This window comes from Nonlabens sp. Ci31 (assembly GCF_012974865.1).
Lineage (GTDB): Bacteria > Bacteroidota > Bacteroidia > Flavobacteriales > Flavobacteriaceae > Nonlabens.
In genome coordinates this window covers 2,231,467-2,250,414 of record NZ_CP043633.1, presented here as the reverse complement: position 1 = coordinate 2,250,414, position 18,948 = coordinate 2,231,467, and the positions used below count along the sequence as shown (strand labels likewise).

At 37.1% G+C, this 18,948-nt stretch carries 14 protein-coding genes; all 14 read left to right on the top strand.

Features of this window, described 5'->3' with window-relative positions:
* Positions 1-21 precede the first annotated feature (21 nt).
* The 14 genes from F0365_RS09935 (at position 22) to F0365_RS09870 (ending at position 18,928) form a co-directional block, all read left to right on the top strand.
* Positions 22-933, top strand: a complete 912-nt coding sequence (locus F0365_RS09935) for an amidohydrolase family protein (RefSeq protein WP_169933544.1) — start codon at positions 22-24, stop codon at positions 931-933.
* Positions 934-1,011: 78 nt separating this feature from the next.
* Positions 1,012-2,688, top strand: coding sequence for an N-acyl-D-amino-acid deacylase family protein (locus F0365_RS09930; RefSeq protein WP_169933543.1), 1,677 nt, complete (start codon positions 1,012-1,014; stop codon positions 2,686-2,688).
* Positions 2,689-2,822: 134 nt separating this feature from the next.
* Entirely contained in the window at positions 2,823-3,320 is a 498-nt protein-coding gene (locus tag F0365_RS09925; protein ID WP_169933542.1) for an ester cyclase, read from the top strand.
* Positions 3,321-3,445: 125 nt separating this feature from the next.
* Positions 3,446-4,768: a Zn-dependent hydrolase gene (locus F0365_RS09920; protein ID WP_206071274.1), complete on the top strand. Its 1,323-nt coding sequence runs from the start codon at positions 3,446-3,448 to the stop codon at positions 4,766-4,768.
* Positions 4,769-4,846: 78 nt separating this feature from the next.
* Positions 4,847-6,169: an amidohydrolase gene (locus F0365_RS09915; RefSeq protein WP_169933541.1), complete on the top strand. Its 1,323-nt coding sequence runs from the start codon at positions 4,847-4,849 to the stop codon at positions 6,167-6,169.
* Between the two features lie 126 nt (positions 6,170-6,295).
* Entirely contained in the window at positions 6,296-7,675 is a 1,380-nt protein-coding gene (locus F0365_RS09910; RefSeq protein WP_169933540.1) for a serine hydrolase domain-containing protein, read from the top strand.
* Positions 7,676-7,719: 44 nt separating this feature from the next.
* Positions 7,720-9,165 carry a serine hydrolase domain-containing protein gene (locus tag F0365_RS09905; RefSeq protein WP_169933539.1) on the top strand — a complete coding sequence of 482 codons (1,446 nt, stop codon included), beginning with the start codon at positions 7,720-7,722 and terminating at the stop codon, positions 9,163-9,165.
* A 124-nt stretch (positions 9,166-9,289) separates the two neighbouring features.
* Positions 9,290-9,745 (top strand): VOC family protein, encoded by a 456-nt coding sequence (locus F0365_RS09900; protein ID WP_169933538.1) that lies wholly within the window; start codon positions 9,290-9,292, stop codon positions 9,743-9,745.
* A 127-nt stretch (positions 9,746-9,872) separates the two neighbouring features.
* Positions 9,873-11,351 carry an alpha/beta hydrolase-fold protein gene (locus F0365_RS09895; RefSeq protein WP_169933537.1) on the top strand — a complete coding sequence of 493 codons (1,479 nt, stop codon included), beginning with the start codon at positions 9,873-9,875 and terminating at the stop codon, positions 11,349-11,351.
* A gap of 28 nt (positions 11,352-11,379) precedes the next feature.
* Positions 11,380-11,880, top strand: coding sequence for a hypothetical protein (locus F0365_RS09890; RefSeq protein WP_169933536.1), 501 nt, complete (start codon positions 11,380-11,382; stop codon positions 11,878-11,880).
* 181 nt (positions 11,881-12,061) lie between these two features.
* Complete coding sequence (locus F0365_RS09885) at positions 12,062-13,843, top strand: DUF885 domain-containing protein (RefSeq protein WP_169933535.1); 1,782 nt, start codon at positions 12,062-12,064, stop codon at positions 13,841-13,843.
* A gap of 20 nt (positions 13,844-13,863) precedes the next feature.
* Entirely contained in the window at positions 13,864-15,723 is a 1,860-nt protein-coding gene (locus F0365_RS09880) for a M14 family metallopeptidase (RefSeq protein ID WP_169933534.1), read from the top strand.
* A 40-nt stretch (positions 15,724-15,763) separates the two neighbouring features.
* On the top strand, positions 15,764-17,140 hold the full coding sequence (locus F0365_RS09875; RefSeq protein WP_169933533.1) for a serine hydrolase domain-containing protein: 1,377 nt from the start codon (positions 15,764-15,766) through the stop codon (positions 17,138-17,140).
* 114 nt (positions 17,141-17,254) lie between these two features.
* The gene (locus F0365_RS09870) at positions 17,255-18,928 is read left to right on the top strand and encodes a tetratricopeptide repeat protein (RefSeq protein ID WP_169933532.1); all 1,674 of its coding nucleotides are present in this window, start codon (positions 17,255-17,257) and stop codon (positions 18,926-18,928) included.
* Positions 18,929-18,948 lie beyond the last annotated feature (20 nt).

Sequence of the window (18,948 nt, the reverse complement as noted above, 5' to 3'; positions counted from 1 at the left end):
TACCTTCTAGAAAAACAAAGTATGAAAAAGAACATTATTATTTTATTTGTGCTACTTCATCAATCTTTCTTTGCACAAAGTCAAACAAAGATTATAGATATGCACATTCACTCTTACACGGATAGTGACTTTGGAGATAGAGAACCTTCCCAAGATTATTATGGTAAAAAAGGCTCAAAAGATGCTGAATCACATCGAATAGAAACTTTTGCTGCATTTGAGAAATTCAATATAGTAAAAGCCATGGTAAGTGGTAATCCTGAAAGTGTTGAAAATTGGGTAGCAAAAGATGATGATCATCGTATCATAAGAGGAATTCTTATGTTTTCTCCAAATGATCATGAAATGGATTCAGTTAAGTTTGAGCAAATGGTAAAGGATAAAAAAATTGAAGTTTTCGGAGAAACCGCACCGTATTATGGAGGTACAACTTTAAGTGATTCTATTTGGCAACCTTATTTAAGAATTTGTGAAAAATATGATATTCCTGTTGCTGTGCACACTGGCGGCGGAGACCCAGGAGGTACTTATTCTTGGTCACCAAAAGCAAGATTAAAGTTAGGAGACCCATACTTAATTGAGGATGTTTTGGTGAAGTATCCTAAACTTCGAATTTATATGATGCATGCGGGCGGTGAAGATTGGCCAGAGCATGCCATTAGGCTTATGGCTTATTACCCACAACTGTATACAGATTTGGCAGTAATGCTATGGGTTGAACCTAACACACAACGCTATGTTAAGGAATTTCTCCAAAATATTAAAGAAGCAGGTTATTTAAATCGTGTAATGTTTGGTTCAGACCAAATGACATGGCCTTACGCAATAGAAAAGTCAATTAATTTTTTAAATAGTCTTGACTTTTTGACCGAACAAGACAAAGAAGATATTTTTTATAATAACGCTGCGAGATTTTTGAAACTGAAAGAATAACTGGGCAACTGAGTGCTGCATTCAAAACTAATTTAACCGAAACAATAAAAACACCATGACAAAAAACCAATCAAATAAATGAAATCAACACTAACAGCCCTTATTATTGGCTTTTTGCTCGCCAGTTGCTCACAGCCACAAACCTTTGATGTGCTCATCAAGAATGGACAGATAATCGATGGTTCAGGACAACCTTCTTATGTAGGTGATATAGCTATCAATGCTGATACCATTGCAGCCATTGGCAATTTGAAAAATGCAAAAGGTCGTCAAGAAATAGATGCCACAGGTTTAGTGGTTGCGCCTGGTTTTATTAATATGTTGAGTTGGGCTACAGAATCGTTGATCGAAGACGGCAAATCTCAAAGTGACATCAGACAAGGAGTGACCTTAGAAGTCTTTGGTGAAGGATGGTCTATGGGGCCAGTCACGGAGGCTTCAATAAAAGCTATAAGGGAGATTGGTTACGGAAATATAGTATATGATTTTGAATGGGAAACCTTGGGAGAATACCTTGAATTCTTAACGAAAAAAGGAGTTTCCCCTAATGTCGCCTCTTTTGTGGGTGCCACAACATTGAGAATAAATACTGTGGGATTCGAAGACCGAGCTCCGACCGATGAAGAAATGGAGCAAATGAAAAGCATGGTAAAAAAAGCAATGGAAGAGGGTGCCTTGGGCATTGGTTCATCATTGATTTACGCTCCCGCCTTTTATGCAAGCACAGAAGAATTAATAGAACTCTGTAAGGTTGCTTCCGCTTATGAAGGGATGTACATCTCCCATATGCGCAGTGAAGGCAATCAACTTCTGGAAAGTTTGGATGAGTTAATTCGAATTGCCGATGAAGCCAATATTCGGGCTGAAGTGTATCATCTAAAAATGGCAGGCAAGGATAACTGGAACAAATTTGATGCTGTGGTCTCCAAGATTGATTCTGCACGAGCAGCCGGACTGGATATCACAACGGATATGTATACCTACACCGCTGGGGGAACAGGTCTTAATGCTACCATGCCGCCATGGGTGCAAGAAGGAGGCTATGAAAAATGGGCCGAACGCCTGCAAGACCCAAAAATTAGAAAGCAATTGATAAAAGAAATGACCACACCTACCAATGAATGGGAAAATTATATGATGGCAGTCGAATCCTATGACGATATGCTATTAGTAGGTTTTAAAAACGACAGCCTGAAATATTTAACCGGAAAGTCGTTGGCGGAAGTGGCAGAAATGCGTAAAACATCTCCCGAGGAAACCGCAATGGATTTGGTCATTCAAGATGGTAGCAGAGTAGGAACTATATTTTTCTTGATGTCGGAGGAAAATGTAAAAAAACAACTCGCACTCCCCTATATGAGCTTCGGTTCAGATGAAGAATCTTCTGCACCTGAAGGTGTTTTTTTAGAGACGAGTAACCATCCTCGGGCGTATGGAAATGTCGCTCGACTTCTGGGCAAATATGTTCGCGATGAAAAAGTGATTTCTTTAGAGGAGGCTATTTACAAACTCACAACATTACCTGCTACGAATTTGAAAATCAAAAAACGCGGGGCTTTAAAGACAGGGTATTTTTCGGACTTAGCGATATTTAATCCAAATGAAATTCAAGACCACGCCACTTTTGAAAAACCACAGCAGTTCTCCACAGGGATGGTACACGTTTTTGTCAATGGAGTGCAGGTACTTAAAGATGGGAAACATACAGGTGCATTACCTGGCCAAGTAGTTAGAGGGCCTGGATATAAAAATTAAAAAGCCTATAACAATAAATAAACGGTATTGAAACGACTGTTTATTCTGGCGCTGGCAGTAATCGAACTAGCTCACGGACAAAGACTCGTAAACCGCAAAAAGCAAAAAATAAATCAATAATTAATTATCATAAAATGAAGACACACAACTATTCAATGCTAACATTAATCGCTGTTCTATTCCTTTGTTTGGGTTGTCAGTCAAATAGCGGAAGAGAGAACGCAGACTACAATCGAGAGCTTATACTTCAATACCATGAGGTTTGGAACACTGGACAAGTAGAAAAATTAAATGAAATATTAGCTCCTGACTTTGTATGTCATTATTTAACTGATCAGGAGTGGAAAGGCATTGCCGGATCCAAAACTGAAATCGTTAATTGGAGAGCGCTATTTCCCGACTGGCATGAAGAAGTAGTCGATATTATTATTGAAAAAGATAAAGTGGTAACACGCTATAATTCCACAGGAACACATTCGGGAACTTATGAAGGAATTGATTCGACTGGGACTAAAGTGATGATTGCTGAAATATCCATTTACCGAATTAAGGACGGCAAACTTGCTGAACAATGGTGCCTTATGGACGATTCAGCTTTAAAAACACAAATTCTCAATTATAAAGAACAATAGAAAAACCTGTTCACAACACCGAAGACAGATAAGTAAGCTGCGTAAATTTTGCAGACCAGTTTGCCTTTGTGATGTGGCAATATGGGCATCCAGATTTTCAAGTGAAACTTTAAAGAAGTAATAATATGAAAAGAAGAAAATTTATTAAAAACGCAGCATTAACTGGTCTTGGGATAACAACATTTGGGCTGCTGGGCTCAAATGGTAAAATGTTCTTTGGCGACAATCTCAAAGTAAACAGACAGCGTATTGAGGATCGGATTAAAGAGCTGGCAAAATTTGGACAAGACGAAAACGGCCACGGCTACAGAGTGGCTTATACCAAAGGAGACATTGAAGGAAGGGCGTGGTTTATGCAACTGATGAAGAATGCAGGACTTAACCCAAGTATTGACAGTGGTGGCAACATCATCGGCAAACGAAAGGGGAAAAAGCCTTCTCTAAAGCCAATTGCTTTTGGTTCGCATATTGACATGGTGCCTGATGGGGGAAACTACGATGGCACCTTAGGCTGTCTTAGTGCCTTGGAAGTCATTGAAGTACTCAATGAAAATAAAATGGTAACAGAACATCCTCTGGAGGTTATCATTTTCGCCAATGAAGAAGGAGGTCTCATTGGTAGCCAGGCAATGGTAGGTCAATTGACAGATGATGGACTAAAACAGATTAGCCAAAGTGGTTTGGTGATGGCAGAGGGAATAAAAGCAATAGGTGGTAACCCTGCTGACCTCCAAAGTGCGATACGCAAAAAAGGAGACCTGCATGCATTTCTTGAATTGCATATTGAGCAAGGGGGTATTCTTGAAAATGAAGGTTTGCAAATCGGTATAGTAGAGGGGATTGTGGGGATCTTAGATTGCCAGATTACCATAGAGGGTTTTGCAAATCATGCAGGCACAACGCCTATGAAGTTGCGGAAAGACGCCTTATTAGCTGCTTCCAAATTAATCATTGCTGTAAACGAAGTAATTAACAGTGTCCCAGGCAGTCAAGTGGGCACGGTAGGAAAAATCAATGCGCTACCTGGTGCATATAACGTAGTACCGGGCGAGGTTACACTGGGCTTGGAGATACGCGATTTATCGTGGGAAAAGATTGAAATGCTGTTGAATGAAATTGAAAAGCGCGCCACTTCCATAGCAACTGAGTCTAAGACAAAAATTAGTTTTGTCCGTGAAGCAAGTTTTGTGAAACCCGCCTTGACAGATAAATCACTGCAACAAAAAATTAATGAATCAGCACTTTCTCTTGGCCTTAAAACAAAGTTGATGCAGAGCGGTGCCGGCCATGATACGCAACAGATGTCAAATATTGCCCCGGTGGCCATGATCTTCGTTCCGAGCGTAGGTGGCATCAGCCATTCTCCCAGTGAATTTACCACAGCAGAAGACATGACAAATGGAGCTAATGTATTACTAAAAACAATAATGTCAGTTGACAGAGAATAAAGCTGGCCTGCACACAACACAGTTTTTCTGCAATGATGGGTAAAAGTATGAGTTATTATAAAAAAAACAATGTTAATTATGAAAATTAAAAAAACAGCAATAGCACTTATCACAACGATAAGCCTATGTACCGGTCAACTGCTTGCCCAAACAAGCAATTACAGTGAACTCATTGCCAAAAGTGCCGATAAAATAGAGCAAAAGGTGATTGCCTGGCGACACGACATTCATCAAAACCCGGAATTGGGAAACCGGGAATTTCGTACAGCAGAACTCGTTGCCAAGCATTTACAATCCTTGGGTATTGAGACACAAACAAAAGTGGGCATTACAGGCGTGGTAGGTATTTTGAAAGGTGACAAACCTGGGCCCGTTATAGCCCTTAGAGCCGATATGGATGCCTTGCCTGTAGAGGAAATCAATGACTTGCCTTTTGCTTCAAAAGTAAAAACCATTTACGAAGGCAAAGAAACAAGCGTAATGCATGCCTGCGGTCACGATGCCCATGTGGCCATATTGATGGGTGTTGCCGAAGTCTTGGCAGGAATGAAAAAAGACTTAAAAGGAACCGTTAAGTTTATCTTTCAACCCGCAGAAGAAGGTGCACCCAAAGGGGAAGAAGGCGGAGCGGAATTAATGGTAAAAGAAGGTGTATTAGAAAACCCAAAGGTCGATGTGATTTTTGGTTTGCACGTGGACTCGGCAATAGAAGTTGATAAAATAAGTTACCGTCCAGCAGGGTTTTTAGCTGGTGCAGCAGATTTTAAAATTACTGTAATCGGAAAACCCAGTCATGGTGCTGATCCATGGTTTTCGGTGGACCCTATTTTTGTTTCAGCACAAATTATTACCAGCCTGCAGCAAATTGTAAGCAGAAATGTAAATATTACAGAAAACGCTGCTGTGGTTACCATAGGATCCATACACGGAGGAAACCGCAATAATATTATTCCTGCTCAGGTAGAGATGTTGGGTACAGTTCGCACCCTTAGTAATGATGATAAAACATTGGTGTATAATCGTGTAAAGCAAATAGCAGAAAAAACAGCGGAAGCAGCCGGTGCAGAGGCCATTGTAGAGCTCCCTTACACGGGATACAGTCCGGTAACCTTTAATAACGTTGCACTCACAAATGCTGTACTTCCTTCTTTGCAAAAATCGGCTGGAATTGACAATGTACTTTTAGTGCCTGCAATAACAGGAGCAGAAGATTTCTCCTTTTTTTCTGAAAAGATACCTGGTTTCTACTTTATGATCGGTGGCATGGCCAAGGGTAAAGACCCGAAACTAGTAGGGCCTCATCATACACCCGAATTTATTATTGAAGATACTGCATTCAAATTAGGGGTAATTACGTTTTGTAATTTAGTATTTGATTATAAGGATTTAGATGAAAAATAAAAAAGCAAACATCCCTAAATACGCCATTATAATAACAGCATTGGTGTATCAAATGGCACAGATGAATTCACGTTTGACACGTGAAAAATAGGCTTAAATACCTTTGAAGAGAAATAAATTAAAAAAATGAAACAAAACTTAATATTACCCATAATTGCAATAACGCTTTTGCTAGCAAGTTGCAAAAAGAACCAAGAGACCTCAACAGCACCAACTTTAGAAGTCTATGCAGACTCACTATTTCAAACCAGCATTGACAGTGCTCAAATAGCAGGAGCTTCAATTTTGATTTTTCATAAAGATAAAATACTATTAAATAAATCCTACGGCTTTGCAAGTTTGGAACTATCTACTCCAATGCCCACGGATGGTATTTTTGATATTGGCTCTGTGACCAAGCAGTTTACTGCAGCAGCCATTCTGAAGCTAGTGGAAGCAGAAAAGCTCTCTTTAGACGATGATTTTACCGATTACCTGGAGTTCGATACCAAGGGAAGAAAAATCACTATTGCTCAATTGCTTGACCATACCTCGGGTCTTGCAAAAGCTCCTAATGGTAAGGATGAGTTCACTCAAATGTCTTTTGATGAATTTCCACACAGGCTTACGGTGCAATTGGTAGCACCTAAAGAATTTTTACATGAGCCTGGTGAGGCATTAATTTATAATAATGTCGCTTTTGTTTTTTTAGGACTAATTATTGAAAAAGTAACAGGGCAAACCTACGAAGATTATTTAAAAGAAACATTTTTTGATCCTTTAGGAATGAGTAGTACCTCTTTTGGTTCTAATACCACAGTAGTAAAAAATAAAGTGAATGGCTATAATTACGACCCGAACGGCCTTCAAAAAATGAGTTTTCTGAATTATTATATACCCTATTCTGCTGGTTCATTTGTAAGTAGCTCCGAATATTTACTCATTTGGACACGCGCATTACACAATGGCAAAGTGCTTTCAGAGCCTATGTATCAGTCTATGGTTAGTCCCGGCAAATTAAATGATGGTACTACGGTTCGTTATGCGAAAGGCTTGGCCAATTTCTCTAATTATGGACATAAAGAAATCTCTCACGGAGGAGCCATTGCCGGCTTTTCTTCTTTCGTGCAATACTATCCTGAGGTTGATTTATACATCATAACTTTAGTAAACACCATTGGGCCAAAAAAAACAGGACGGTTTTTTGGATATGAAACCGCTTGGGAATTACTGGACAAGCAGGAATATGAACAAGCTACCTTAGATTTTGATACCATCGACATCCAAGGCACATACATTGGGCAAACAAGAGGTGGCAGAGACACAGACGGCAAACAATCCATAGAAATCAATTCCATCAAAAATGGAATTACCCGACAAGTAATGGGAGAAGAAAAAATAGACACCTTAAAAGTATATGTTGGCAGCAATACGTGGATGGACGGAAACGATAAAATCACTATAGAAAATAACGAGTATCGGGTGGATAAAATCTATAATTATTACATCCTTAAAAAGGAGAAGTAACTAAAGACCATAGAAGAAATATAAATCTTAAAATAAAACAAAAAATGAAAAAATATTATTTCACCTTATTGCTTTCCTTTTCAATCACTTTTGGGTTTTCTCAAGAAGCTAAAAAGGATTACACAGATGCTTTCAAACTGGTAGAGGTATGGTTAGAAGCCCAAAAAGATTTTGATAACATACCAGGTTTAACAGCTATTGTAGTGGAAGATCAAAAAGTACTTTGGTCAGGAGCTTTTGGTTTAGCCAATATTGAAAAGAACATTAAGGCAGAAGCATCTACACTTTGTAGTATTTGCTCTATATCCAAGTTATTCACTTCAGTTGCCATTATGAAACTTTACGATGAAGGTAAACTTCGATTGGATGACAATGTGAGCGACCTACTGCCAGCTTATAACCTTCAACAGAAATATCCAGAAAGTGGCCCCATTACCATCAGGTCCTTATTGACCCATTCTTCAGGACTTCCTAGAGAAGCTGATTATCCATATTGGACTGGGCCTGATTTTTCATTCCCAAGCAAAGCACAAATCAATTCCAAGCTAAGCGAACAAGAAACGCTTTATCCAGCTTCTACCTATCTTCAATACAGTAATCTCGGACTTACCCTTTTAGGTGAAATAGTAGAAAAAATATCTGGAGTTCCGTATGAAGTTTATGTTCAAAAAAATATTTTAGACCCCCTTGGACTTACAGATACTCGAACTGTAATGCCCGAGCAATTATACGGAAAACAATTAGCTATTGGCTACAGTGCAATATCAAGAACCGGTAAGCGTGAAAAAGTTAATTTCTTTCAAGCTAATGGAATGACTCCAGCTGCGGGCTTCTCTTCAAATGTACAAGATTTAGGGAAATTTGCTTCATGGCAATTCAGATTGAGGAATTTAACAATTACAGAAATATTAAAACCATCAACTCTGAAATATATGCAAAATGTACATTGGACAGATCCTAATTGGAAAACAACATGGGGACTAGGTTTTATAGTTGAAAAAGATGCTGACGGGAATACATGGGTTGGACATGATGGAACGTGCCCAGGATATAATACGATACTCAATATAGATTTTAAAAACAAATTAGCTTTTTCGGTGATGATTAATGCAAATGGAATTAGACCAGAAAAATATGTAAATGGAATCAATGGAATCATTAAAAAAATAGAAACGCCTAAAAAGCCACAGCCTACAAGCGACAAGATAGAAAAGGTAAACCTACAAGAGTTTGTTGGTTATTATAGTCCAATGCCATGGCGAAGCGAGGAATATATCTCAACATGGGGCGATAAATTAGTAATGCTCCCGCTACCAGCAGACAATCCATCAAAAGCCATGATTTTATTCAAACATATAGAAGGAGATACATTTCGGAGGATAAGAGATAATGAAGAATTGGGGGAAACCCTTGTTTTTGAAAGAGATCAAAATGGTAAAATTATTCAATTTGAACGCCATGGGAATTATTCAAGGAGATTGGAAAGGTAAAAACGATAAAATCACTATAGAAAATAACGAGTATCGGGTGGATAAAATTTACAATTATTACATCTTTAAAAAGGAAATTGAGTAACGAAAGTAGCACAATTACAAATTTTAAAACAAAATGAAAATGAAAAAAGCAATCGTCCTTCTCATTTTAATTCAAAGTTCTTTACTTGTAAATGGGCAAGAAAACAAGGATTTTTCTCTGTCTTTTAATCACTTAGCATTGTCAGTTAAAGACGTAAATGTATCAGCTAAATTTTACACAGACGTTTTAAATTTGGAAATAATTCCATTGCCCCCAGAAGCTAAAAACGTAAAATGGATTTCATTAGGAGATGGAAAAGAATTACACCTATTATCAATTTTCAAAGAGGAGATTAAGACAAATAAGGCTATTCATCTTGCTTTATCTACAGCAAATTTTGATGAATTTGTTCAGAACCTTACCAAAATGAATATTACGTATTCTGACTTCCCTGGTAATCTGAATAAGATAAACATTAGACCTGATGGAATAAATCAAGTGTTCTTTCAAGACCCGGATGGCTATTGGATTGAAGTAAATAGCATTAATGAATAAAATAAAGCCTATGCTTTACCACACGATTTACTTATTGAAACTTTAAAAAAATACAATCGACTTAAAGAATAACGATGTATAACACAGTTTAGCGATAATTAAAACCAATCAAAATTTAAAAATGAAAATGAAAAAAATACATCTCACGCTTTTACTTAGTTGCCTGTTTGCACTAAGCAGCTATGGACAACAATTTAAAGCAAGTTACGAGCCATCAGTATATGACAAACCATTTACAGGACATGTAGTTGTCTATATGTCAAAAGATAATAAAGAACCAAAAAACGGGATGGTCGGCCTAGAAAGCTTTCCAGTTTTTTCGGTAGCTGTAAAAAATATAAAAGCTGGTGAAACTATTACTATAGATGACAAAGCGAAGTCTTACCCCATAGTATTATCTGACATTGAACGCGGAGACTATTATGTTCAAATTGTATGGGATAGAAACCTAGGCGGACGATCCATAGCAGAAAGTCCTGGAAACTTATTTAACCCTTCTGAAAAGATCACCATCACAAAAGACACCAAAGAAATTTTTAGTGTGGCTGCAACACAAATGATTCCAGAGCTTCCTGACTTTAAGGAAACTGAATTTGTAAAAGAATTAAAAGTACCCTCTGCATTACTCAGTAAATTTCATGGAAAATCAATGATGGTTGATGCAGCGGTTATTCTTCCAAAAGAATATTACACAGAACCAGAAAGAACGTTTCCCATACTGTTTACCATTTCTGGTTATGGTGGAGATTACCACAGGTATTCTGGCAATGATATGCCCAGTGCTGAAATGGATAGTATCCCTGTCATTCAAGTATATCTGGATGGAAATTGCTCCTTAGGACATTCTGTATATGCAAACAGCGATAACAACGGACCATGGGGCGACGCCTTAACCACAGAGTTTATTCCTTTACTTGAAAAAAACTTTAGAGCTAATGGTGCTCGCTTGTTAACGGGTCATAGCAGTGGTGGATGGACCGTTTTATGGCTTCAAACGCAATACCCAAAAGTATTTGATGGCTGCTGGTCTAGTGCTCCGGATCCTGTTGATTTCAGAGCTTTTCAAAGAGTAAATTTATACGAAGATAAAAACATGTTTTATGATACAGATGGCTCTCGATTTTTAGTAGCAACAATTGGAGGTTTTATACCTTGGGGTACTATGAAACAGGTGTATGAGATGGAACATGTTGTATATCGTGGTGAGCAAATGAATTCTTTTGATGCGGTATTTAGCCAAAAAGGAACGGATGGCTTGCCCAAAGGTATTTGTAATGCCAAAACGGGAGTCATAAATCCTGACGTGGTATCGCATTGGAAAAAATATGATATTTCCCTAAATCTTAAAAATGATTGGGATGCTTTAAAGTCTGAATTAAATGGGAAAGTCCGCATTTCTATTGGCAATCAAGACAATTTCCTTTTAAACTATGCCGTAATGTCTTTAGAAAAACAGATGAAGGAGCTGAACTCAACATTCCAATTTGCCTATTACCCAGGCGATCACTTTACAGTTTGGACACCCGAATATGAAAAAGCAGGAATGCAATTTCTAAAACAGAAATATGCAGCATGGCTTGCAAAATCTAGTGGAGAAAAAAATTAACTACAAACAGAATTTAAAATTTTAGTTAATGAAACAATTTTTAAAAAGAGTTCTAACATTATTAATCATTGGGTTTCTAATAATTGGTTGTACCGAAAAAACTTCCTTTAAAGAAGATAATCCTTCTGAAATCGCAACCAAAGAACTAGATACAGCATTCAAAAAAATGTGGAAAAACGTAACACTCACAAATGCCGCAAACTATTTTGAAACTGATGTTTCAGACACTTTTTTCACGGTAAATGCAGATGGTATTATTCAAAATAAAGAACAATTTCTTGTAGATACTGAAAGACAGATAATGCTGGAAATTTTAGATTTCAAATTCTTTGACCAACAGATAAAAGTATTTAGCGATGTTGGGATTATCAACGGTAGAATTCAAGCTTTTTCAGAAGACATTTATGTAGGCGAAATTTTTTATACGGCAATATTTGTAAAGTATGGCGACACTTGGAAATATGAAAATTGGCAAGGCACATGGACAAAAGATTCGCCGCCGCCACCGTCTTTTGTTGGAGAGAAGTAAAGAAATGTTTAAAAAAATGAAAAGGAATTTACAAACCGAATATGTCTTGCCCCTCCCGATAGCTATCGGGACTAAAGGGTGGACATATTCTAAAGTTAATAACAAGAATTTAAATATCAATCTTTTAAAAAAAAAATTCAATAATTCAGTTAAAAATTTACACTAGCCAAAAACATAAAAAATGAAACATCTTCTACAATTAATAGCTTTCACCTTCATCATTACGGCCTGCGCCGACAAAAAAAAGGAACCAGAAAAAACAGAACTACCCCCAATTTCAGAAGTCTATGACAGTTTTTATGAAGGCAGTTTAGCGTTAAACCCATTGTACGGAAATCGTAACGGTATTAACAGGTATTTAGATAGGATGCCCAATAACCTTACAGATGAATTTAGAGCTAAAGAAGTTGCCCTTTATCAATCACACCTCGATAAAATTCAGCAATATGATAGAGCCCTGCTCAATGCATCAGACCAAATTAATTATGATGTAATCGTTTGGTATTGTAAAAACAGACTGGCGGTCAACCACGATTTTGTAAAGTATCTACCCATAGACCAAATTAATTCGCTTAATCTGTACGTACCTCAACTGGCTTTGGGCAGCAGCTTTCAACCTTTTGCAACAGTCCAAGATTATGATAATTGGGTTAAAAGAGTAAAAGATTACACGGTTTGGTTAGATACTGCACTAGTAAATATGAAGGAAGGCATCACGCTAGGTTATGTGCATCCAAAAGCTATCGTATTAAAAATTATTCCTCAATTTGAGGAAATGGCGAAAGGTCCTGTAGAAGAGCATTTATTTTACAGCCCTGTTAAAAACATGCCTAAAGAGTTTACACAAGCTGAAAGGTTAGCCATTGAAACTAGGTATCAAAAAATGATTGAAGAAGATATTATCCCGAGGTATCAAAAATTAGCTGAATTTTTCAAAACGGACTATTTAAAAGCTGCCCGATCCACTTCTGGCATTGGCACATTGCCCTCTGGACTAGACTACTATAAAAATCAGATTGAATACCATACCTCAACAAACCTTTCAGCAGATTCTATATTCAATTTAGGAAAATCTGAGGTGGCAAGAATTAGAAAAGAAATGGAACTCGTTAAAAAGGAAGTCGGTTTTAAAGGCAGCTTACTCGAGTTTTTTAATTACGTGCGTGATAATAAAGCCTTGATGCCATTCACAGATCCGCAACAAGTGTTAGATAATTTTGAGAACATTCAAAAACGCATGGCACCCCAACTCGAGAAGTTGTTTGACAAAAAACCCAAAACAGCTTTTATGATAAACCGCACCGAGGCATTTCGTGAAAAATCGGCTAGTGCGGAATATTATCCTGGTAATCCTGATGGCTCAAGACTGGGTGTGTTTTATGTTCCTATACCAGATGTCATTTCTTATAATAGCCATATGGATGAGGCTTTGTTTTTACACGAAGCCATTCCGGGTCATCACTATCAAATGATGCTTGCGTTAGAAAACGAGCACATTCCTGCATTTAGAAAGTTTACATATTCTGGAGCCTATTCAGAAGGCTGGGGTTTGTATGCTGAATCGCTTGGAAAAGAATTGGGATTATACGACGACCCCTATCAATATTTTGGTATGTTGAGTGAGGAAATGCATAGAGCGATACGATTGGTAGTAGATGTTGGCCTTCATCACAAAGGCTGGACGCGAGAAGAAGCTATAGCCTACTCACTTGAAAATGAATCTGCGTCGGAAGCCAGTGTGATCGCTGAAATAGAACGCTATATGGTAATTCCAGCACAAGCACTATCCTATAAAATAGGACAACTTACCATTTTAAAATTACGCAAAGAAGCCGAAACTACTTTGGGTGATTCTTTTGATATTAAAGCGTTTCATAATACAATTCTTGACGCTGGTGATATGCCACTTTCTGTATTAGAACAGCGGGTTCGTTCGTGGATTCAACTAGAAAAATCGAATTAATTTATTAATCAACACATAAAATGAAAAACATCTTATTCTTTATCTGCATTATTGCAACATTTCAACTTACTGCACAATCCATATTACCACCCGTTCAAGATTGGCACGGGAAAAACGAATTGTTAATTGTAAAAGCTTCAAATCCGTGGATAACACCAGCCGAACAATCTGATTTTGTTATTACGCCAACGTATGATGAAACGATGACTTGGTTAAAGAAACTAGCCGATGCTTCGCCTTTAATCGCTATGGTTTCCATTGGTAAAAGTCCAGAAGGAAGAGCTATTAATATGGTAATTGCTTCTACCGATAAAAATGTTTCGGCTGCTGCTTTAAAAAAATCTTCAAAACCTCTTTTATTGGCGCAAGCCGGAATTCATTCGGGTGAAATTGACGGAAAAGATGCTGGAATGATGTTGCTGCGTGATATTGCTTTTGGGAGTAAAAAAGATTTAATAGACAAAGTCAATTTTTTATTTATTCCAATTTTAAATGTGGATGGACACGAAAGAAGTTCTCCGTATAATAGACCCAACCAACGTGGACCGCAAAATATGGGTTGGCGTACCAATGCACAAAATTTAAACCTCAACCGAGATTATACCAAAATAGATACCGATGAAATTCGCGCGGTTATCAGTGTGATTAATGAATACGACCCTTTATTGTATATGGATCTGCATGTTACCGATGGTGCAGATTATCAATACGACATTACTTTTGGCGGATTGGATGGATTGGGATATTCAAAATCAATTTCAAATTGGTTGGCTAAAACTTATAAAAATCAAGCTGATAAAGACTTAAAAGCGGCTGGGCATATTCCGGGGCAATTGTTGTTTGCCGTAAATAATAGTGACTTTTCGAAAGGAAATGTCTTAATGACCGGAGATCCACGATTTTCTGATGCGTATGGTGATGCGCGGCACACGGCAAGTATTTTAGTTGAAAATCATTCTTTAAAACCATACAAACAAAGAGTGCTAGGAACTTATATTTTACTAGAAAGCACTTTGAACATTTTGGCAAAAGAAGGAAATTCATTAAAAGAAAGTACAATAGCAGACAGAAATAAAAGAGAATTAAAACTACCTATGAAATTTAAAGTGCCACAAATGGATGCCAATGTAGCATTTGAAAATTTATCAAATGCTACAATTAAAGAACAGCTAACCGTAGCTCCTGATAGTCTAAAATTAGTAGGAATTGAGGCCAAAATTGTAAAATCAAAAGTTACCAATACCGATTATGTTGCGTGGACGGGCAAACCGCAAACCATGACCATTGTCAATTATAAAGCGTCAGAAGCAATAGATTTTGTGGTTCGTCCGAAAGGATATTACATTCCTGTTTGGTGTAATGAAGTTATCAAAAGATTGAAATTGCACGGCATTAAAATGGAAACTCTTAAAGAACCAAAAGTAGTAACGGTAGAAATGTATCGCATACAAGACGCCAAATTCCAAAATGAATCAGGTGAAATTCTTCCTTTTGAAGGTCACATGCAAGTAAGTGGTTCCGCTGTTCCAGAAACTAGAAAAGAAACCTTTCCAGCGGGTTCTGTTTATATTTCAACAGACCAAACTTTAGGAGATTTAGCGATGTTGTTACTCGAACCTAAATCTGCCGATTCCTTTATAAGTTGGGGATTTTTTAATGAAATTTTTCAACGTACAGAATATATTGAAGGGTATGTTATGGAACCAACCATTACAAAAATGCTTAAAGATTCTCTTGAATTGCAAAAAGAATTTGAGGATAAGAAAGCGTCTGATACTGTTTTTGCTAATGACCCTGATGCCATCTATATTTGGTTTTATAGCAAAACAAAATACTATGACGAAAGGTATTTGTTGTATCCAGTTGGAAGAGCATTATAATTCAGAAAAAAAATAGCTAATATTTTAAAAAAGAAAAAAAATGAAGCAACTACTCGTATTTGTTCTAGCAACAGTTTTACTTGCAACAAGCTGTCAATCCAAGAAAGAGACCTCAACTGCATCACCTCTGGAAGTTTATGCAGACTCACTATTTAAAGCAAGCATTGATAGTGCCCAAATTGCAGGAGGTGCCATTTTAGTATTTCAAAAAGGTAATATGCTCTTGAAAAAAACGTATGGCTACGCAAGTTTAGAACTTTCTACACCTATGCCTGAAAATGCAATATTTGATATTGGCTCGGTCACCAAACAATTCACGGCAGCCGCAATCCTAAAATTAGTTGAAGACAAAAAATTGTCATTGGATGATGATTTTACAAAATATCTAGACTTTGACACCAAAGGAAGAAAAATTACGATTGCTCAATTGCTTGACCATACTTCGGGTCTTGCACAAGCTCCTAACGGTAAGGATGAGTTCACTCAAATGACTTTCGATGAATTTCCTCATAAGCTTACGGTGCAATTGGCAGAACCGAAAGAATTTTTACATGAGCCAGGAGAAGCATTAATCTACAACAATGTCGCTTTTGTTTTTCTGGGTTTGATTATTGAAAAAGTAAGCGGACAGACCTACGAAGACTATTTAAAAGAGACCTTTTTTGACCCTTTAGAAATGCATAGCACGCCTTTTGGCTCCAATACAAAAGTGGTTAAAAATAAAGTGAATGGTTATAATTATGACCCAAACGGCCTTCAACAAATGAATTATCTGAATTATTACATACCCTACTCTGCTGGTTCGCTATCAAGTAGCACCGAGGATTTACTTATCTGGACGAAGGCTTTACATTCTGGTAAAGTTTTATCAGAACCTATGTATCTATCAATGATTACTCCAGGCAAATTAAATGATGGTACGCCTGTAAGGTATGCTAAAGGCTTGGCCAATTTCTCGGATTATGGTCACAAAGAAATTTCACATGGTGGCGCCATTGCCGGATTTTCATCTTTCGTACAATATTTCCCTGAAGATGATTTATATATCATAACTTTAATAAACACCATCGGACCAAAAAAAACAGGGCGTTTTTTTGGATATGAAATCACTTGGAAATTACTGGACAAAAAGGAGTACAAACAAGCTCCGTTGGATTTTGATACCAACGCCACCCAAGGCACATACACTGGGCAAACAAGAGGTGGTAGAGAATCAGATGGCAAACAATCCATAGAAATCAAATCCATAGAAAGTGGAATTACCCGACAGGTCAAGGGAGAAGAAAAAATAGACACCTTAAAATTCTATATCGGCAACAATACTTGGATGGAGGAAAACGATAAAATCACGATAGAGAATGGCGAGTATCGGGTGGATAAAATATACAATTATTATATCCTTAAGAAGGAAAAATAAATAGCTAAATGCTCGCAATATATTATATGCATTAAAACGCATATTACATGAATCATTAGGCTTAATTATGAACAGCCCATAACAATCAGAAAAACTAACCATAAAAATTTAGTCATGAAAAAAATAGTACTTTTTATTTTATTACAATTAGGAATTTTACCAACCTTCGCGCAACACAACCATAGTGAACAGTCTAAAGAAATAAATCATGTGATGGCATGTAGAAGTGGCGTCAATTATATTGAAAATCTTCCTGCACCAAAACTCATGAACGGTGTTGGGTCTTCAACATTAAAAATAAAAACGTCGTCAGAACTGGCGCAAAAGTATTTTAGTCAAGGCGTTAGTCAATTGCATTGTTTCTGGGACTTTGAGGCCTATAGGTCATTTAAGGAAGCTATACGGCTTGATTCTACCGCAATCATGCCCTATTGGGGAATTCTTCACACCATTTTATTTATTGATAATAAAGAGTTTGATGAAGAAAAGAAAGTAGCTGTAGAAAAACTTAAAGAATTAAGTAAAAAAGCGGAAGGATATGAAGCGCTTTACAGCAAAGGAATTCTTGATTTTGTTGAAACAAAAAACCCAGAAGGTTATTTACAACAGTTAGAAAATATCGTTCATCAATACCCACAAGATGTTGATGCAAAACTTTTTTTGGCCCTATTTAACATGTCTGGATATGATGAACATATGGACCCCAAAAAAGGGACAATCTACAGTGAATATTTGTTGAGAAGTCTTCTCATTTCAAATCCAGAAAATCTTGGCGTGCATCATTATTGGATCCATCAAATGGAAAACTGCTGCCCTGAAGAGGCTTTAGCGAGCGCTCATAAACTAGCAGATTTAGGTCCAGAATCAGGACATATCGTCCATATGCCTGGACACATCTATTATAAATTAGGTGATTATAAAATGGCACATGATCAATTCATAAAAGCTATGAAAGTGGACTCAACGTATATGGCCGAACAAAATATTAAGGAAATCGATAACTGGAATTATATTCACAACCTTAATTATTTGTTGGCTAATTGCGCACAAGATGGGCGTTATAAAGAGGGTCTGTATTACGCAGAAAGACTTGAAAAAATGGTCGCCTTTGCAGATAGAATCGAAATGCATCGAGGCGCCTACTTTTATCAAGGCATCATTACCCCTGCAATTATGGAGATGCGCTTTGGCTTTTGGGATAAAGCAGTTAAAAAATTTGAAGCAATAACTGATAAAGATTCTTTGTATGGAGCTGCCGCAATGGATTACAAAACTGCATTTTCCTTATTTTCTTCGGGTATGTCTGCTTTAAAAAAGAATGATATTTCTAATGCAAAATTAAAATTAGATCAACTGGATGCCCTGTTTTGGCGAAATTCACAACTAGAGAATGAAAAAGATAGGCTAAATCCATTCCAATTGAAAACACTGCTCGTCACTTCCATTGAACTAAAAGGAAACATTTTAATTGCTGAAAAAAAATATGATGAAGGAATAGAAGTCCTAATAAAATCGGTTGAAATGGAGAAAGATTTAGGCTATTCAGAACCTCCATATTACCCAAGACCAACGTTGATAAGTTTAGCAGATGCTTATGCTAAAAATGGTGATTATGAAAAAGCCGAGTCTAGTTTGGAAGCAGTACTTAACAAACATCCAAATAGTTCTATAGCGTATTGGGGACTTTTGAAACTTTACAAAAAGATGAAACAACAGGATAAATATGCAGCGATTAAATCAAAATTTGATACTATAACGCAATATGGTGATAAAGATATTTTTGAATAGGATTAACGAAATCATCTTTA